General features: G+C 61.0%; 12 protein-coding genes and 2 pseudogenes. 3 read left to right on the top strand and 11 right to left on the bottom strand.

Features of this window, described 5'->3' with window-relative positions; translation table 11 throughout:
• Positions 1–11: 11 nt before the first annotated feature.
• The 6 genes from GGR00_RS27035 to GGR00_RS27010 are packed head-to-tail and all read right to left on the bottom strand — an operon-like array spanning position 12 to position 6,983.
• Positions 12–770 carry an SDR family NAD(P)-dependent oxidoreductase gene (locus GGR00_RS27035; protein ID WP_055972607.1) on the bottom strand — a complete coding sequence of 253 codons (759 nt, stop codon included), beginning with the start codon at positions 768–770 and terminating at the stop codon, positions 12–14.
• A complete protein-coding gene (locus tag GGR00_RS27030) occupies positions 767–1,729 on the bottom strand; it encodes an NAD-dependent epimerase/dehydratase family protein (RefSeq protein ID WP_055972603.1) in 963 nt (320 codons plus the stop codon). The genes GGR00_RS27035 and GGR00_RS27030 overlap by 4 nt, the downstream gene beginning before the upstream one ends.
• A complete protein-coding gene (locus tag GGR00_RS27025) occupies positions 1,726–3,405 on the bottom strand; it encodes an ATP-binding cassette domain-containing protein (RefSeq protein WP_246441697.1) in 1,680 nt (559 codons plus the stop codon). The genes GGR00_RS27030 and GGR00_RS27025 overlap by 4 nt, the downstream gene beginning before the upstream one ends.
• A 1-nt stretch (position 3,406) precedes the next feature.
• On the bottom strand, positions 3,407–4,249 hold the full coding sequence (locus GGR00_RS27020) for an ABC transporter permease (protein WP_055972720.1): 843 nt from the start codon (positions 4,247–4,249) through the stop codon (positions 3,407–3,409).
• Positions 4,249–5,289 (bottom strand): ABC transporter permease, encoded by a 1,041-nt coding sequence (locus tag GGR00_RS27015; protein ID WP_055972600.1) that lies wholly within the window; start codon positions 5,287–5,289, stop codon positions 4,249–4,251. Before GGR00_RS27015 ends, GGR00_RS27020 begins: the two co-directional genes overlap by 1 nt.
• A gap of 59 nt (positions 5,290–5,348) precedes the next feature.
• The gene (locus tag GGR00_RS27010; RefSeq protein ID WP_082496454.1) at positions 5,349–6,983 is read right to left on the bottom strand and encodes an ABC transporter substrate-binding protein; all 1,635 of its coding nucleotides are present in this window, start codon (positions 6,981–6,983) and stop codon (positions 5,349–5,351) included.
• Positions 6,984–7,320: 337 nt separating this feature from the next.
• Between GGR00_RS27010 and GGR00_RS27005 the strand changes: the two genes are divergently transcribed.
• Both GGR00_RS27005 and GGR00_RS27000 read left to right on the top strand, forming a co-directional pair.
• The gene (locus tag GGR00_RS27005; protein WP_082496467.1) at positions 7,321–8,094 is read left to right on the top strand and encodes a GntR family transcriptional regulator; all 774 of its coding nucleotides are present in this window, start codon (positions 7,321–7,323) and stop codon (positions 8,092–8,094) included.
• A gap of 649 nt (positions 8,095–8,743) precedes the next feature.
• Positions 8,744–11,089, top strand: a complete 2,346-nt coding sequence (locus tag GGR00_RS27000; RefSeq protein ID WP_184702515.1) for a mechanosensitive ion channel family protein — start codon at positions 8,744–8,746, stop codon at positions 11,087–11,089.
• A gap of 208 nt (positions 11,090–11,297) precedes the next feature.
• Here GGR00_RS27000 and scpB read toward each other — a convergent pair whose 3' ends face one another.
• Both scpB and GGR00_RS26990 read right to left on the bottom strand, forming a co-directional pair.
• Complete coding sequence (gene scpB / locus GGR00_RS26995; RefSeq protein ID WP_184702512.1) at positions 11,298–12,023, bottom strand: SMC-Scp complex subunit ScpB; 726 nt, start codon at positions 12,021–12,023, stop codon at positions 11,298–11,300.
• Between the two features lie 2 nt (positions 12,024–12,025).
• Entirely contained in the window at positions 12,026–12,901 is an 876-nt protein-coding gene (locus tag GGR00_RS26990) for a DUF1403 family protein (RefSeq protein ID WP_377864078.1), read from the bottom strand.
• A 203-nt stretch (positions 12,902–13,104) separates the two neighbouring features.
• On the opposite strand from GGR00_RS26990, the gene GGR00_RS26985 reads away from it, so the two are divergent.
• Positions 13,105–14,340, top strand: coding sequence for a site-specific integrase (locus GGR00_RS26985; protein ID WP_184702508.1), 1,236 nt, complete (start codon positions 13,105–13,107; stop codon positions 14,338–14,340).
• A 30-nt stretch (positions 14,341–14,370) separates the two neighbouring features.
• On the opposite strand, the pseudogene GGR00_RS26980 reads toward GGR00_RS26985, so the two are convergent.
• The 3 genes and pseudogenes from GGR00_RS26980 to repC all read right to left on the bottom strand — a co-directional run.
• Positions 14,371–14,780: pseudogene (locus GGR00_RS26980) on the bottom strand (PIN domain-containing protein).
• Positions 14,780–15,026, bottom strand: a pseudogene (locus GGR00_RS28420) (plasmid stabilization protein). Before GGR00_RS28420 ends, GGR00_RS26980 begins: the two co-directional pseudogenes overlap by 1 nt.
• 73 nt (positions 15,027–15,099) lie before the next feature.
• Positions 15,100–15,801 (bottom strand): plasmid replication protein RepC (gene repC, locus GGR00_RS26975; RefSeq protein ID WP_246441695.1); only part of this gene is annotated, 702 nt, incomplete at its 5' end.

Genomic DNA, 15,801 nt, shown 5'->3' with positions numbered 1-15,801 from the left:
ATACGGCGGCGTCAGATCATTACGTCCCCGCCATTGGGGGACAGCGTCTGGCCGACGTAGTTGGACCCCGCGTCAGACGCCAATAGGAGCGCCGTCGGGGCGATTTCGTCGACGAGACCGAACCGCCGGATCGGCAATTGGGCCATCTTCATCGCGCGCCATTCGTCGCTCAGACTCATGAGAAGTTCGGTCTCGATCGGTCCTGGAGCAATGGCATTCACCAGCACTCCATGCGGCGCGCCTTCGTAAGACAGTGCCCGCGTGAAGCCCACAACCCCAGCCTTGGCCGCGCAATAGTGTGCAAGACCAGGAGCGCCCTTGTAAGCCAGTTGAGAGGCGACATTGATAACACGTCCCCAGCGTCGTTCGAGCATGCCGCCGAAAAAGGAATGCGTGACGAGGAAGGTTCCCCGCAGATGTACGGCGAGCATTCGGTCGAAGGAGGCAACATCGAGATCCACGAACATACAGTCGCCGCCGATGCCAGCGCTATTGACGACAATGTCGACGTGACCAAGTCGTTCCGAAGCAAAGTTCGTTAAACGCTTCACCGAATTTTCGTCGGCAACGTCACATTCGATTCCATCGACAGGCAACCCCAACAAATGGGTCTTTTCCAAGAGTGCCGCAGAGCCCTTGACGTCACCATAGTGACAGAAAACGACCTTGGCGCCGCGTGCAGCAAAGAGCTCCACAATAGCGCCGCCAATCCCACGACTGCCACCGGTGACCACTGCGGTCTTTCCATCAAGCCTGAACGGGTCCTTCAATTACTTGTCCTTTCAAGATGTCCACTTGCGTGCGCCGAAAGCCACGCCGCATAGCTGCGGATGCCATCTTCAAGGCCGATGGCCGGCGCAAAGCCAAGATCTCGCTCGACGGCAGAAATATCGAACCGCCCCTGAACATCGTCGACCGGGTCCGAGCCCGGGCCGAGGTTGATCTCCGCGTTCGGCAGAACCCGGGCGACCATATCGCCGATCTCGCCGAGCGTGAGAAAGGTGCCCCCGGTAACCGTATAGGTACGGCGCGGCAGGCTGGGTTTGTCGAGTGCCGAGACCAATGCCCGCGCGGCATCATCGACGTGAATATATTGTCGCGGAAAGTTCCGACCGAAGGGCAGATGCGTGGGCCGGCTGGCAAGGGCATCTTCGATCATCGTTCGGATGGCACAATCGGTCGTCCGGCGTGGTCCGTAAACCCAGGAGATCCGTAGGCTCACTCCGTCTAGCCCGTATTGCTGTGCGTAGGTCGAGACCAATTGCTCGCCTGCGACCTTGCTTGCCCCGTACACGCTCGAGGGCCACAGCGCCACGTCTTCAGGCACGGGCTCTGGCGTTTGCCCGTTTTCGGATTCCGTGTTGCCGAATGCGCTGGTCGAAGAGCAAAAGACAAAACGCTGGACGGAATGGATACGCGCCAGCTCAAGAACGTTCGCCGTACCAACGACGTTGACCTGTACCATGCCATTTGGATTTGCACGTTCGACCATCGGCCCAGAAAAACCACCGCAATGCACGATGCCGCCAATATCGCGGCCCACCACGACAGCGTGAAGGCGGTGTATATCGGTGATGTCGCAGACCGTAAGCGGCCTGCCGTCGCCGGTGACGTCGATCCTGTCGACGGCAATCACCTCTGTGCCCCTTTCTTCCAGAAGAGTGCGCACGGCGTTGCCAAGCAACCCTGCTCCGCCGGTAACAAGGACTGTCTTCTCTGCACCTCTCACCGCATTGCTCCTGTCAGCCTCTTCTCGCCCCGCTCGCGCTGTGCCTGGCTCTGTTCGATCGGCAGTTCGGCTTTCAGCAGCGTCTTGGTGTATTCCTCTTGCGGAGACGCAAAGATCGTCTCTGTTGGGCCATATTCCAGAATTTTGCCATGACGCATTACCGAAACGAAATGGGCCAGCGAGCGCACCGAATTCAGGTCGTGTGTGATAAAGAGCGCAGAGAGCCCCATCTCCGTCTGAAGCTCACGTACAAGGTCGATGATTTGAGCCCGTACCCGGATGTCGAGCGCCGTGGTCGGCTCGTCGAAGACCACGAAATCAGGGCGCGTCGCCAAGGCACGGGCAATACCAACGCGTTTTTGCTCGCCAGCAGTCAGTTCGTGCGGATAGGCATCCACCAACCGCGCAGGCAGTTGAACCGCATCGAGTAATTCTCGAACCCGTTTGGCCTTGTCGACCGACTCCGTTGCAGACAGCAGCGCCAGCGGTTCGCCGATAAGGCTTGCGACAGGCCAGCGCGGATTGAGCGCGACATAAGGCTCTTGAAAGACCATCTGGATGCGCCGGCGATGCTGCCGAAACTCACGCTCGCTCATGCCGATCAGATCGTCGCCGTCGAAGGTGACACGGCCTGATGTCGTAGTCAGCAGACGTACAAGACACTGGCCGATAGTAGTCTTCCCCGACCCTGACTCACCCACGAGGGCAAGAGTCTCGCCGCGCGCCAGAGAGAACGATACGTCGTCAACCGCCCGCACAACCTCGTTGGTTCCGGGGATGGGGAAGTGCTTCACCAAATTAGCCACATCAAGCAAAGTGGCGCTCTTAACGCCAGTCGTTTGCTCCGGGGTTTTGCTGACGATGGGCGTTGGGCGTACTTTGGCTGCGTCGAGGAGTTCGCTGCTATAGACTTGCGTCGGGCCTGAGAGAAACTTGCCCACGGGTCCGATCTCGACGATACGGCCCTCGCGCATGATAGCCACCTTGTCGCAGAAATGGGCGACTATGCCGAGATCGTGCGTGATGACGATTGCGCCAAGCCCTAGCTCGCGGCAGCGGTTGACGAGCAGGTCGAGGACCTGAACTTGGATGGTAGCATCAAGCCCGAGTGTTGCGTCGTCGGCGAGTACGACCTGGGGAGACGTGATCATTGCCATAGCGATGACGACGCGCTGCGCCATGCCCCCGGAAAGTTCGTGCGGGTAGGCGCGGGCACGACGCTCCGGATTGACGATGCCCACTTTGCCGAGCATATCGACGGCTTCGCGCCACGCCGTCCGCTTCGAGCCACCGCGGTGGGCGCGCAGAACGCGCACAATCTGCGACCCGACGGTCTCAACCGGATCGAGCAGCGCTTTGGCGTTGGTGCCGATGAGTGCAAGCCGGCCGCCGCGAAGACGGCGCAATTCAGCGTCATCCATGCCGAGGATCGACTGGTTGTCTAGCAAAACGTCTCCAGCGGTGATGCGGCCGTTCTCGGACAAAAGGTTCATTAGTGCACGCGCCAGGACGGACTTGCCCGACCCGGTTTCGCCCACGATACCGAGAACCTCATTACGGCGGAGACCGAATGACACGTTATCTAGTGCAGGCCTGTCCGCTCCGTCGAACTGGACACTGAGATTCTGGACGACGAGCAACGGGGTTTCTTGATTGGCAGACATGGTTTTGGACATATCAGCGCCTCCGTGCTGTTGGGTCGGCGACCTCGCGGGCGGCATCACCAAGTAGGGCGAAACACAGCACGGCAAGGACGATTGCAAGTCCGGGAAACAGGGCAACCCACCACACGCCAAGGATCATCTGCTGCGCGCCGATGCTCACCATCAGTCCCCATTCGGGAGTCGGCATGCGCACGCCAGCGCCGACGAAGGAAAGCCCCGCTGTCAGCAGAATGGCCATGCCTATGGAAATAGAGATCTGGACGATCGCCGGCGTCATGGCGTTGGGCAGTATATGGCGGAACATGATCGATAAATCGGTCGCGCCGCTGCATCGGGCGGCACTGATGAAGGGGCGTTCGCGCAGCGAAAGCACCTCAGCCCGGATAAGCCGGGCGAACATTGGTATGAACAGGACCGCCAGGACGATGGCCACGTTCCAGATTTCCTGGCCCATGACCGAAACGAGGGCCATTCCCAGCACGAAGACCGGGAAGGACTGGATGAAATCGAACAGGCGCATCACCGTGGCGCTGAGCAGGCCACGGTAGTAACCAATCAGCAATCCGAGCGGTACGCCGATAACGAACGCGACGATGACCGCCGTAATCGAGATCAACAGGTTTATCCGCGTCGCGTAGACAATGCGCGAAAAAATATCCATGCCCGACACGTCCGTGCCAAGCCAATGTGCAACCGAAGGCGCCTCAAGCGAGACGAGCGGGTTTGCCTCGATCGGCGAATAGGGGACAATCCAAGGGGCGAAGATCACGGCGATAACCTGGAGAGCAAGGATCGTCAGTCCGATCACGGCGCTCGGCCTTTGCAGGAACCGCAACACAATACCGTTTTTTTTCATCACACTTTGATCCTTGGATCAGCGAGTTCGTAGAGAATATCCACGATCAGATAGACGACGAGGATGAAGGCAGCGGCCACAAGAACAAACCCCTGCAGTGCGGGGTAATCGCTGTTGATCACCGCCTGCACGGCGTATTGGCCGAGGCCACCCCAGGAGAAGATCGTCTCTACGAGAACAGCGGCGCCGAGCAAGAAGCCGAACAAGAAGCCGACAAGGGTGATGATCGGGGGCAAGCTGTTGCGCAAGGCGCTACGGACTATGGTGCGCTCCGAGAGGCCACAGGCGCGTTGATGTCGGATGAATTCGCTGCGATAGGCGTCCGCGAAAACGGTCTTCGTCATTTTCATGAGCGCTCCCGCATTGACGATGGCGAGCGTCAGTACCGGAAGCAGCAATCGACCCAATGCCGAGAAGAACGCGGCAAAATCTCCCGCCAGCAAACTGTCGATCGTGTAAAAGCCGGTCACCGTGGGCGGTGGTGTGACCATGGCGTCGACCCGCCCGAAAGGAGCGGGCGCCCAGCCGAGTACATAAAAGAAGAAGTAGATTAGCAATAAGCCGACCCAGAAGTCGGGTATGGCACCTGCCGCAAGTCCGTAAACGCGACTGCCGTAGTCAATGGGGCCTCGAGGGCGGACCACCGAAATCACCGCGAGCGTCACGCCGATCAGGATCGTGAGAAGCATGGCGTAGGTAATGAGTTCCAACGTGGCTGGCGCCCGCTCCAGAAGATCCACGGCTACCGGGTTCGAAGTGAAGGGCGAGACGCCGAGATCACCATGCAGGACGTTGCCTGCATATTGTATGAACTGATCGTAGAGACTGAGGTTGAGGCCCAGCTTTTCACGCAACGAGATGATCTGTTCTTCGGTCGCCATGTTGCCGAGCATCAAGAGCGCAGGATCTCCTGGAAGCAGCCGGACAAGCAAGAAGGTGACGAGCATCACGCCAAACATCTGTGGCACGATCATAACTAGACGACCCGCGATGATTCTGAGGGGGCGCGGAAGCACGCGCCAGTACTGGATGAGAGTCATTTTTCTCACGCTCGCTGCGATTGGTCGTGTGCGCGGAGGCGAACCTCCGCGCGGCGACGCTAGTCCTTGTAGAAATCAAACCAGCTGTTCGCGTTAGGTGTGTACCAAGAGTAGCCCTTCACGTTGCTCCGTGTCGCGAGCTGGTAGCCAGGATTCATCAGGAATATCCAAGGCGCAGATTCAACTGTAATTTGCTGCACTCGACGCATATCCTCGAGGCGCTTCGGCTCGTCGATGCTGGTGAGACTGGAGTCGATCAGCTTGTCGACTTCCTCGGTCTTGAAGCGGGGATAGTTAATGAGCGAGGCACTGTTGAGCCACAGATTGGCGACATAGGCGGCATCGGGAACGATCGCCATATCGCGAAAGAAGTACATGGGGATCTTGCCGTTGCTATAGCGCTCCACCAAGGTCGAGGCCGGCAATTTCGACAGGGTGACTTCGATGCCAGCCTTAGCCAGGGCACTCTTCAGAATGACCGCGATTTCTTCCTCGATCTGATCGCCGGTGCGATAGCCGAGCTCGGTTTTGAAGCCGTCCGGATAGCCGGCCTCAGTGAGCAGCGCCTTGGCTTTCACTGGGTCCGTTGAATACTGGAAATATTCGTCGGTGAAACCGGGGTAGATTTCGGAGATGGGGCTTTTTGTCATGCGCGCAGTATCGAAATAGACCGCCTTCAGAATGCCCTCACGAGGAACCAGATAGTTTAGCGCCTGACGCACCTTCACATTCGAGAAGGGCTCCATTTCGTTGTTCATTTCCACGCGATGGATGTAGTTCCCGAAGACCTTCCAAACCTTTACGCTCGGCATTTTTTCGACCAGCGAGAGCTCACGAGGCAGCAGATATTCTGCGACATCGACAGACCCCGCCTGCAAGGCCGCAACGCGGTTCGCCGACGTAGGCATCTCCCGGAAAATTACCTTCTTGAGGCGGGGCTCGCCGCGATAGTACTTGGCGTTGGCCTCATATACGACTTCCTGGCCCGGCGTGTACTTGGTCACACCGTACGGGCCAAAGGAAGCAGAATGGGTCGCAAGCCAGGTCGAAGCCCACGGATCCTCGTTGGTAATATGCTTCTTCATCTCGGTCGCATCGAGAATGCCCAGGTCATTGTTGACCCAGAGACGGTCAATTAGCGGCGACGAATTGGGGATTGTGACCTTGACCGTATGCTCGTCGACCTTAGCGAAGGCCTGTTCGAAAGATTCGATCTTGAGAACCTGCGTCATGTACCAACGGAAGTTCGCCTTCAGCTGCCAACCGCGTTCGAACGACCACATCACGTCGTCGGCTGTGAGTGGATTGCCGGCGGTGCTGACGGCGTCTTTGCGCAGGTGGAAGGTAATCGACGTCTTGTCGTCCGACACGTCCCAGCTTTCTGCGAGAGCACCGACGATTTTGCTGAAATCTTCATAGACTATGCCATCGTCCCCGGTTTTCGATGCATAGGCGAGAAGGCGTTCGTAGATATTGCGGCGGGCTTCGTGGCCGGCCTCGGTCGGAGGATATTCCTGATCAAGCGATTCCGGGGTCCGGGGACCCGCAACAATCAGCGTAGTCGAAGCGTCCTGCGCGAAAGCCGGCACTGAGGCTGCCGCAGCTAAAGCAATGATGGTGCCAGAAAGAAGATTTGCTGATGACCGGAAAATAGCGCCCAAGGCTCCACTCTCCAAGAAACTTGTCTTGCCCATTGGTTCCTCCCAATTGTTTGCCACGCACCACGAAGCGTAGCGACTTCCCATTCTGATGCAGCAAGCCCAAGCCATCCTGAGCCATGTCTGCTTCCATGCGATGCGGATTAGCGCGGCACCGGCGAAGCCCCAACTGCCGCATTCCTCCTCGCCTTGCAGCTATTTGCACTGTGCTCTACATTGTGCACAATAAAACTGAGGAGCTCACAGCCTCTTGTCAAGGCAAAAATGAAAGCCCAAACTTAAAGCCGTTACAAACAACGAACGCCGAACAAGGCAAGCCGCTGGCACCAAAGGAATATTGGCGGAGCCGAAAACCCGCCTTTAGAGAATGACGATGAATGAAGCGAAGCCCATAGGCGCAGATTTTGAGCCGGCGGACACAGGCAGCGTAGGAGATGGCAAGCTCCCTCTGCTTGAAAAGTCGCGCGGTAGGACGGAAGCAGAAATCCGGCGGCGGATACTGCAGGCGATCTTTGAACAGCGACTCCCAGCAGGCGAATCTATTACGGAAGAGCAACTTGCCGCTACATTCGATGTCAGCAGGACTGTTGTACGCCAAGCCGTTGCGAGGCTGGCGCAGGACGGGATTTTGGTGAAGTCCCCAAACAAGGGTACTACCGTCGCCTCACCTAGCCGGAAGGAGGCGCGCGATATCCTTTTCGTGCGACGGTTAGTCGAACCGGAGATCGTGCGGGTTTTGGCCTCGGCACCACACAAGTTCGGGTTAGTCGAATTGAGGAAGCACATCGCGGAGGAGAATGAAGCTCGGCTCGCGGGTCAGCGCGGCACTCTTGTCCGCTTGACGGGGGAATTTCATCTTTTACTTGCTGAACTCTCAGGAAATCAGGTTCTGCGCAGACTAATGACCCAGTTGCAGACGCTGACCTGCCTCGCAGTCTTGTTATATGCCGAGCACGACGACGCCTGTCCCCGCGACGAACACTTGCGCATCGTTGATGCCATTGCGGCAGGTGACGGAGCCGCCGCCGCGCAAGAAATGCTGAGGCATCTGACCCATGTCGAGAAGGATTTAAAGCTCGATAGGGCGACCCCGGAGTCGTCGTTCGACGACGCAATGGGCTGGCTCCGTGGAGCTTCCGACAGATAGACTATGCCGTCGGTTGCGGGCGGATTCCTGTCATTGGCGACATTCGATTGCACGCCCTCGGTGGATATTCACCATTTCCTTATGCTTGAAATTGTCGTGCGCCACTCTCCGATCGAAAAAGCCTGCCGGCCCATGATATTTTAAGCTTGAAGTACCATGATTCCTGTGACACGTTTTATGACGCAACGGAATGGGGCAGGTGCGCTTTTGCCCGCAGCGCGCTTGGCTGGACTGCGGCTACTGCCAGAGACTGTCTGGCCGCGACTGACGGCACAGTTTTAGGCGCCGGCGTGTGGCCCGGAAAGATGGTTTTCCAACTGTGTGCAGGCTGGCATCCGCCGCCTTTGGAACTAACCGCGACGAAATACTCAAGACGGTCGCGGCAACCGCCCTATTCGCTGACCTCGTTGGGATCAAGTCGCAGCTTACCCTCCTTTCCCGCGGAGGTCAGGCGGCAGGGGTGATCCAGTTCGTCCTGCGCCAGATAAAAATTCGCACTGGTCGCAACAAACCGAGTGCAAATCGGGCGATGGCCGACAGGCTCGGCATGCACTAATATTCGCAGGTCACCCGATGGGTTGGCTAGCCAGTTCCGAAGGCGCCACCCGCAGGGCGACGAAGGCGAAACGCGATCGGGATCCGAAAGCACATGGCTATCGCAATCCGCGACCTCTTGCGAGGCAAGGCACGCCTCCTGGCGATCGTCCTCCTGCTTTCCGGTTTTGCCCATTCGGCATTGGCCCAGGATGCCGGGACGTCGCCGCAGGACAAGCTGCGCGAGATCTGTCGCCTGCTCGCCGACCCCGGCGTCGCCGCTTGGCTGGACACTGCCGGAAAAGGCGAGGCCAAGGTTGCGGAGACGCCGGCCGCCGGCGTCGGACCGATGATGCAGACGGGTTACGTCGCCGAAAGGCTCGATGTCGTCCAGCGCCGGATCGAGACCGCGATGCAGGGCAGCATGGAGCTTGGCAGCGGCGCCCGTACCGCCCTGATGCGGCTTCGGGCCGAAGTCACCGAGCGTGGGCTACTGCGCCTCTTTGCCCTCCTGCTCCTCGTGCCCGTGCTCGCCATCGGCTTCGAACGGTTGTTCAACCACCTTTCCGGCCGGCATTGGCGCCGCACGGGAGCGGGGCAGCATGCCGATCCAGTGGGCTTGGTGCCGACGGGCCTCCATGCCGCAGGCCAGGCGATCAGCTTTGCCCTCGGCGCCCTGCTGCCGCTCGCCATCGTCGCCTGGCCGCCGCTGCTGCAGCGGACGGCGCTGATCCTGGCGATCGCCGCCCTCGTCACCCGCTTCGGCGGCCTCGTCGGCACCTACATCGTCTGGTTGCTCGAACAGCCGGTCGACCGCCTGCCACCCGCCGCGGAGGCGCTGCCCGTACCGGAACAGACCGGCCCTTACGCCGAAATGACGCCGGCCGAAACGGTCGCCCTGCCGCAAGGCTTGGATGCGGCAGCCTCTCCGGTACAAGCCGTCTCGATGGAGGCCGTGCCGGCGGTGGACACCGGATCACCGCCCGAACCAGCCGCCGATGCGGTGCTTGCCGGTGACCTTGCGCCCGCGCCGCGCATCACTCCGGAGCGGGCCCGCTACTGGTTCTCGCGGCTCCAGCGTGCCCTTCGCTTCTTCGTCGTCGGCTGGGTCGTGCTGGAACTGATGCGGGTGTTCGGCTTTTCGCAGGGCTCGACGCTGCTCGTCATGTTCGCCTTCGATTTCGGCCTCTTTGCCATTGCCGTCGAGGCGGTCTGGTCGCGCCCCCATCGGTCCGGCCACGGCGAGACGACCCGCAAGATCTGGTCCTGGCTGGCGACGGCCACGATGATCCTGCTGCTGGTCGTCTGGATGGCGGGGCTCCACCTCTTGTTCTGGGCAGGCCTGGTTGCGCTCGTGTTGCCTTCGCTCCTGCGGCTGACAACGGCGGTCGTCGCCCGCCTGCACGGTGGCAGCGAGACGCAGCGCCCCACCAGTATGCATTTTGTCATCGGCGAACGCGGCGCGCGGGGCGCTGTCATCATCCTGTGCGCGTGGCTGGTCGCAGCCGCCGCGGGCGTGGATGCCGCCGGAATGATGGGTGCCGGCGAAACGCTGGTTAGCCGCGTCGCCCACGCCATCACCCAGGCCATCGCCGTTCTGCTGGTCGCCGATATCGCCTGGCAGTTCCTGAAGGCCGAGATTTCCGTACGGATGGCCGACGGTCCGCTCGACCGCCGCCTCACCGACGAGGAGCGCGGCCGCAATGCCCGCATCCGCACGCTGCTGCCGATCCTGCGCAATATCCTTGCCGTCACCCTTGCAGCCGTCGCCGTCATGATGGTGCTGACCAGCCTCGGCGTCGATATCGGTCCGCTGATCGCCGGCGCCGGCGTCGCGGGTGTCGCCATCGGCTTCGGCGCCCAGACCATCGTCAAGGACCTGATCTCGGGGATTTTCTATCTCTGGGACGACGCCTTCCGCATCGGAGAATATATCGAAACCGGCAAGTACAAGGGTGTGGTCGAGAGTTTTTCGCTGCGCTCGGTCAAGTTGCGCCACCATCGCGGCCCGCTCACCACCGTTCCCTTCGGCGAACTCGGCGCCGTGCAGAACATGAGCCGCGACTGGTCGGTCATCAAGTTCAACCTGTCGGTCACCTATGACACCGACCTCGAAAAACTGCGCAAGGTCATCAAGCGCATCGGCGCTGAAGTTGCCGAAAAGCCGGAATACAAGGACATCCTGCTCGAACCTCTCAAGATGAAGGGCGTCTCGGATTTCGGCGAATACGCCATCGTCGTGCGCGTCGGCTTTACCACCAAGCCGGGCGAGCAGTTCATGATCCGCCGCGAGATCATGAACCGTATCAAGCTCGACTTCAAAGCGAACGGCATCCAATTCGCCACACCCACAGTCCAGGTCGGCGGCCACGCCGGCGACGGCCAGGCTGAGGCAGCGGCGGCCGAAGTCCACCGCCTGCGCCAGGAAACACTCGCCGCCGCGAACCAGGCGACGGCCTGATCACGGCGCCAGAGCGGGAACAGCCGGCTCTCACAGCACCGCGCCGTGCTGATGTCAGGTCAAGCGGTGGTTGAAGTTGCGAACGCATGCCGCTCAACTGGGCGGCGGCACAGACCAATATTGATACTGCTCGGCGGTCGCGAAGGCGTGCCCGATCAAACTCTAATCCTGCCACAAGGCTGCCAAATGCATCGCCGCACCAGCTCGCCTATCTGACCTGAACAACCGTTGCGCCTGAAGCGTCATCTTCGTCGTCATCTTCTCTGCTCACCAAGCCAACCGGCAAATCCCCCGCCAACAGCCTTTCCTTCGACAGCAGCCCGGCGTCTTCCAGCGCCGCGAAGTCGGGCAGGTCCTGCAGCGTCTCGAAGCCGAACTCCGACAGGAAGGTTTTGGTCGTCACATAGGTGTAGGGCGCTCCGGGCTGCGGCGCGCGCGGACCCGATGCGATGAAGTCCTGGGCACGCAGGGTGGCAATCAGGTCGCGGCTCACCTCCTTGCCGAAAAAAGCCGACAATTCGCTGCGCGTGATCGGCTGGAAATAGGCGATGCACATCAGCGTCAGCGCCTCCGATTGCGACAGCGGGCGGACATCGCCGTCCACGACGGATGCCGCGCGAATGGCATCGGCAAAGGCCCTTTTCGTCCGGTGCTGCCAGCCGCCGGCGACCGCCACCAGTTCGTAGGGGCGCCCGGCGAGTTCGGCCCGAATGTCGTCGATGATGAGATCCAGGTTGCAGCCCTTGCCGACAACCCGCGCCAGGATGTCTCGTGGCACAGGCGCGCTTGCCGCAAAGATCACCGCCTCGACCCGCCCCATCCACTCGCGCCAGCGCAGTTCGGGCGGCAGGTGATCCAACTCGATGTCGACCAAACGGCCGCCCGGCCGCGTCTGCTGTCCGCTGTTCCGTTTTGGTCTGCCGGCATCGGTCATCGTCACAGCCCGTAGAGCCGAAAGCTCGAGCGGCCGGAGAGCTCCCGTACCGCTTCGAACGTCTCGAGCCGCTCGAACAGCCGCCGTGCGGCAAAGCGCGACAGGTTGGCGGTCACCAGTGTACCCGGCACGGCGTCGTCATCGAACAGCTTGCGGACCACCTCACCCGCTCCCTTGGCGCGCAACTTCGGCACGACCGACTGCAGCCGGTCGGCGCGGCGGGACATGTCAGCCGCCTGCCGGCAGGCCTCCACTACCGCCTGCCCGAGTGCCAGGCAAAGGGCGCGGCCAAACCGATCGTCAAGAGGCCCTATCCTCTGGCCACGGCCTTCGGCCGAACGAAGTGCGGGAGAAAAGAACTGGGACATCAAAAGCGGCACCGGCCGGGGCCATCGCAGCTTGGCGGCAAGCGTCAAGTCGCCCAACCACCAGGCGAGCCGTTCTGCCGATGGCGCTGCCTGCGTTACGCGTCCCATCACCGCCGCTACGGCAAAGGGTGCCGCCGGTCCGTTTCGAACCAATTCGTCAACCGCTTCGGGCAATCCGGCAAGGCCGTCGTCCCAGCGCAGGCCCAGTTTTTCGACCACCGCTGAAAGGCGTGGCCCATCGATCACCGGGGCGTGCACCGCCAGTAGGCGCCAGGCTGCAAAAAGATTGCCGGCCGGACCGGGATCGTCGTTACCCTTGCGCAGCAACCAGGCGTCGCGCAGCGCCGCCTCGTCCTCGCTGCGTCCGGCTTGCCGGCAGGCATTGGCAGCACATTTCAGGGCGAGCCGCTGGCGCCAGGCACCAGCCCAGACCGGTTCGCTTCGCACCAACTGGTCGAGCGCTTGGAGTGCCGCGCCGGCACAGAATGCTGCCTCGGCGGGATCGGCCACTGATTGCGGAGCACGCGCCCAGCCGGGCACGGTCGGCAACGAAGAAGCAAATTCGACGGACGGCATGGGGCGAGTCATGGCGAAGAGTCTAAATCGGTCGTGCGGTTTTTACCACATATTTGCGATACAAACGCACAGCCTGTCATCCGGCAATAAAGAACGATAATGTTGAATTATCGCTCATATTGTGATCCATTGCCGAAATGGCCTCTCACGTCGAGCAGAACCGCAAAAACCGTACTGGGCACCACTCCGCTCGACGAGAGCGCACGTCCGAGAACGGCGATTTAGACCACGATCGCCCTGACAGCGGCTCGCCGGCAGAAGATCTGCCCGACATCGTCGATGTCGTGATGGCGATGGGGCGGCAGAGTGATGATGTCCGCGCCCCCCTGTCCGACGAACCCTCCCCCGCCCTGCCGCCCGCCGAAACTAAGTTCGCCGGCCAGATGCCTGCACATCTCGGCGATCTCACCGAGCGAGCGCGCGGTTATGTCGAGGCGGCGAGTTCCGCCAACACCCGTAGGGCCTATGCCGCTGACTGGAAGCATTTTTCCGACTGGGCCCGGCGCCAGGGTTTTTCGCTCATGCCGCCGGACCCACAGATCGTCGGGCTCTACATTACCGCCTTGGCCTCCGGCTCCGCTTCAGGCGGCGACAAGAAGTCCGTGTCGACCATCGAACGGCGGCTTTCGTCGCTGGGCTGGAACTATGCCCAACGCGGCCTTTCTCTCGAGAGAAAGCATCGCGCCGTCGCCACTGTCATGGCCGGTATCAGAAACAGCCATGCCCGCCCGCCCCGGCAGAAAGAGGCGATCCTGCCGGAGGATCTGATGGCCATGCTCGAAACGCTGGATCGTGGCACGTTGCGGGGCCTGCGCGACCGCGCCATGCTGCTCATCGGTTTCACCGGCGCCCTGCGCCGCTCCGAGATCGTCGGTCTCGATTGCGGTCGTGACCAGACATCGGATGGCCGAGGCTGGATCGAGATCTTCCCCGAAAAGGGCCTGTTGGTGACCCTGAGGGGAAAAACCGGTTGGCGCGAGGTCGAGATCGGCCGTGGCTCGTCCGACATCACCTGCCCCGTGGTCGCGCTGCAAACCTGGCTGAATCTTGCCCGCATCGCCCATGGCCCGCTGTTCCGCCGCGTTACCGGACAGGGCAAGCACGTCGGCGCCGAACGGCTCAACGATCAGGAAGTTGCCCGTCTCGTCAGGCGTACGGCGCTCGCCGCCGGCGTGCGCGGCGATCTGGCCGAAGGTGAGCGTGCCACGCTTTTCGCCGGCCATTCGCTGCGGGCCGGGCTGGCCTCGTCGGCAGAGGTCGAGGAACGCTATATCCAGAAGCAGCTCGGCCATGCCAGCGCCGAAATGACCCGCAAATATCAGCGTCGCCGCGACCGGTTCCGCGTCAACCTGACCAAGGCAAGCGGGCTCTAAAACAGTTTATCCTGCTTCGTTCAACGCAGGTCAGAATTCCCAAGGGGAGATCAAGACGAGGCCCGTTGCGCCAAAATCGCTCTGATTTCGCGTGGCCAGTTGGCCACCGTTAACCTGCGCGATCGCCGCGATCATTCCATCAGGCCCTGACATGGGGCGGCCTTGGCGTGACGCAGCACCCATGATTTCCCCATAGGCCAGCGCCGCCTCCTCTGTTAGCCCGAAGATTCGGTCGGCTAAGCGTCGTCGCCAATCTGACAGTCCTTGTTCCAGACGATCGGCGCGCTGGTCTGGCCTGATCTTCTGAATGCCAAAGGCAATTTCGGCTATCGTCACGGTTGGTAGCGCCAGTTCGGCATCGTGCCGGATCAACCATGCGATCACGGCTCATTCGGCGACTTCTTCAGAGTCTCTGAGACGACGTACGTATCGACAAAAATTACAGATCGACGCCCTGATGCGGATGCCGATGGGCACGAATTGTGGCCTCAAGGTCAATGTCGGTGCCAGATTGCGCACTCAGTCGGGTGTAGAAGGCCAACGCTGGTTCACGCCCTGCTTCGCGCACTTCGTAGGATTCGAGGGCGTTCCACGACTTCGGCGATCGTACGGTTTTCACGTCGGGCAAGCCTATGCGCCAAGTCGCGAGCCCGAGCGCTCCTTATCGAAAGTTGTGGTTCAGCCATGGCCGGCCTCCTTTCACGGCATAGCGCGTGCGCTATTAGCAAGATGGCAGAAGATGGCAAGACACCTCCCTCATCACCCGGTTCGTGCCTGGCCCCCTCCCCTGCCGCGCAGCAAAGCCATCAGCACCGGCCCGATGGAAAACTCGCCAGCCCGTGCCTTTGCGGTCAGGCTGCGCAGGTAGCCGCCGGGGCTGGCAATCGCCTCACCCTTCTGCAGCATCGCCGCCACCATGATCGCGGCATCCACCGCCCCCATTGCCTCGCAAGCCTGGTTCCACGCATCCGGGCTCACGCCGAGTGCGCCGCGCACCAGATTTGCCGTCTCCACCAGATCCGCCCAGCCCGAAATGCCGTTTCGTGCGTAATCGGCAATGTCAGGGCAGGCGCGCAACACCATGCCAAGCGGATATCCCGTCGGCGGCTGGCTCCTGGTTTCCGGCATTTGCGCCACGCTCGCCCCCTGGTCTTCTTCGAGGCCGGGTTCAAGTTCAGGGAGTTGTGTATTTGAATTCTGTATGTGGCGCTCGAAATGAGACTCATTGGCGCTTGTTTTCTCTGATTTAACATGGCTTTCCAACGCCTTACGCACCTCCTGGGCAAGCGCGGCCAGTTCTGCGGCTACCGGCTCCAGCTCAAGCCTGCTCGCGGTGCGCGGAATCTGCGCGACAATCCCACGATACTCGAGGTGCAAGCGCTGCCAGTCGGCCGCAATGCCCTCTTCCAGGCCGAACGAGATCATCTTGGCAATGTCCCGGCGAAGGATGGTGATGCGCTC

Origin of the sequence: Aminobacter aganoensis (genome assembly GCF_014206975.1) — a bacterium.
GTDB lineage: Bacteria > Pseudomonadota > Alphaproteobacteria > Rhizobiales > Rhizobiaceae > Aminobacter > Aminobacter aganoensis.
The sequence above is the reverse complement of the archived record's forward strand: the minus strand, read 5'-3'. Positions and strand labels throughout refer to the sequence as shown.

Bases quoted from the DNA above. Each gene is read 5' to 3' on its own strand.
- GGR00_RS27015 (WP_055972600.1), bottom strand. From the start codon at position 5,289: ATGACTCTCATCCAGTACTGGCGCGTGCTTCCGCGCCCCCTCAGAATC.
- GGR00_RS27020 (WP_055972720.1), bottom strand. From the start codon at position 4,249: ATGAAAAAAAACGGTATTGTGTTGCGGTTCCTGCAAAGGCCGAGCGCC.
- GGR00_RS27010 (WP_082496454.1), bottom strand. From the start codon at position 6,983: ATGGGCAAGACAAGTTTCTTGGAGAGTGGAGCCTTGGGCGCTATTTTC.
- GGR00_RS26985 (WP_184702508.1), top strand. From the start codon at position 13,105: ATGGCCTCTCACGTCGAGCAGAACCGCAAAAACCGTACTGGGCACCAC.
- GGR00_RS27005 (WP_082496467.1), top strand. From the start codon at position 7,321: ATGAATGAAGCGAAGCCCATAGGCGCAGATTTTGAGCCGGCGGACACA.
- GGR00_RS27000 (WP_184702515.1), top strand. From the start codon at position 8,744: ATGGCTATCGCAATCCGCGACCTCTTGCGAGGCAAGGCACGCCTCCTG.
- scpB (WP_184702512.1), bottom strand. From the start codon at position 12,023: ATGACCGATGCCGGCAGACCAAAACGGAACAGCGGACAGCAGACGCGG.
- GGR00_RS27025 (WP_246441697.1), bottom strand. From the start codon at position 3,405: ATGTCCAAAACCATGTCTGCCAATCAAGAAACCCCGTTGCTCGTCGTC.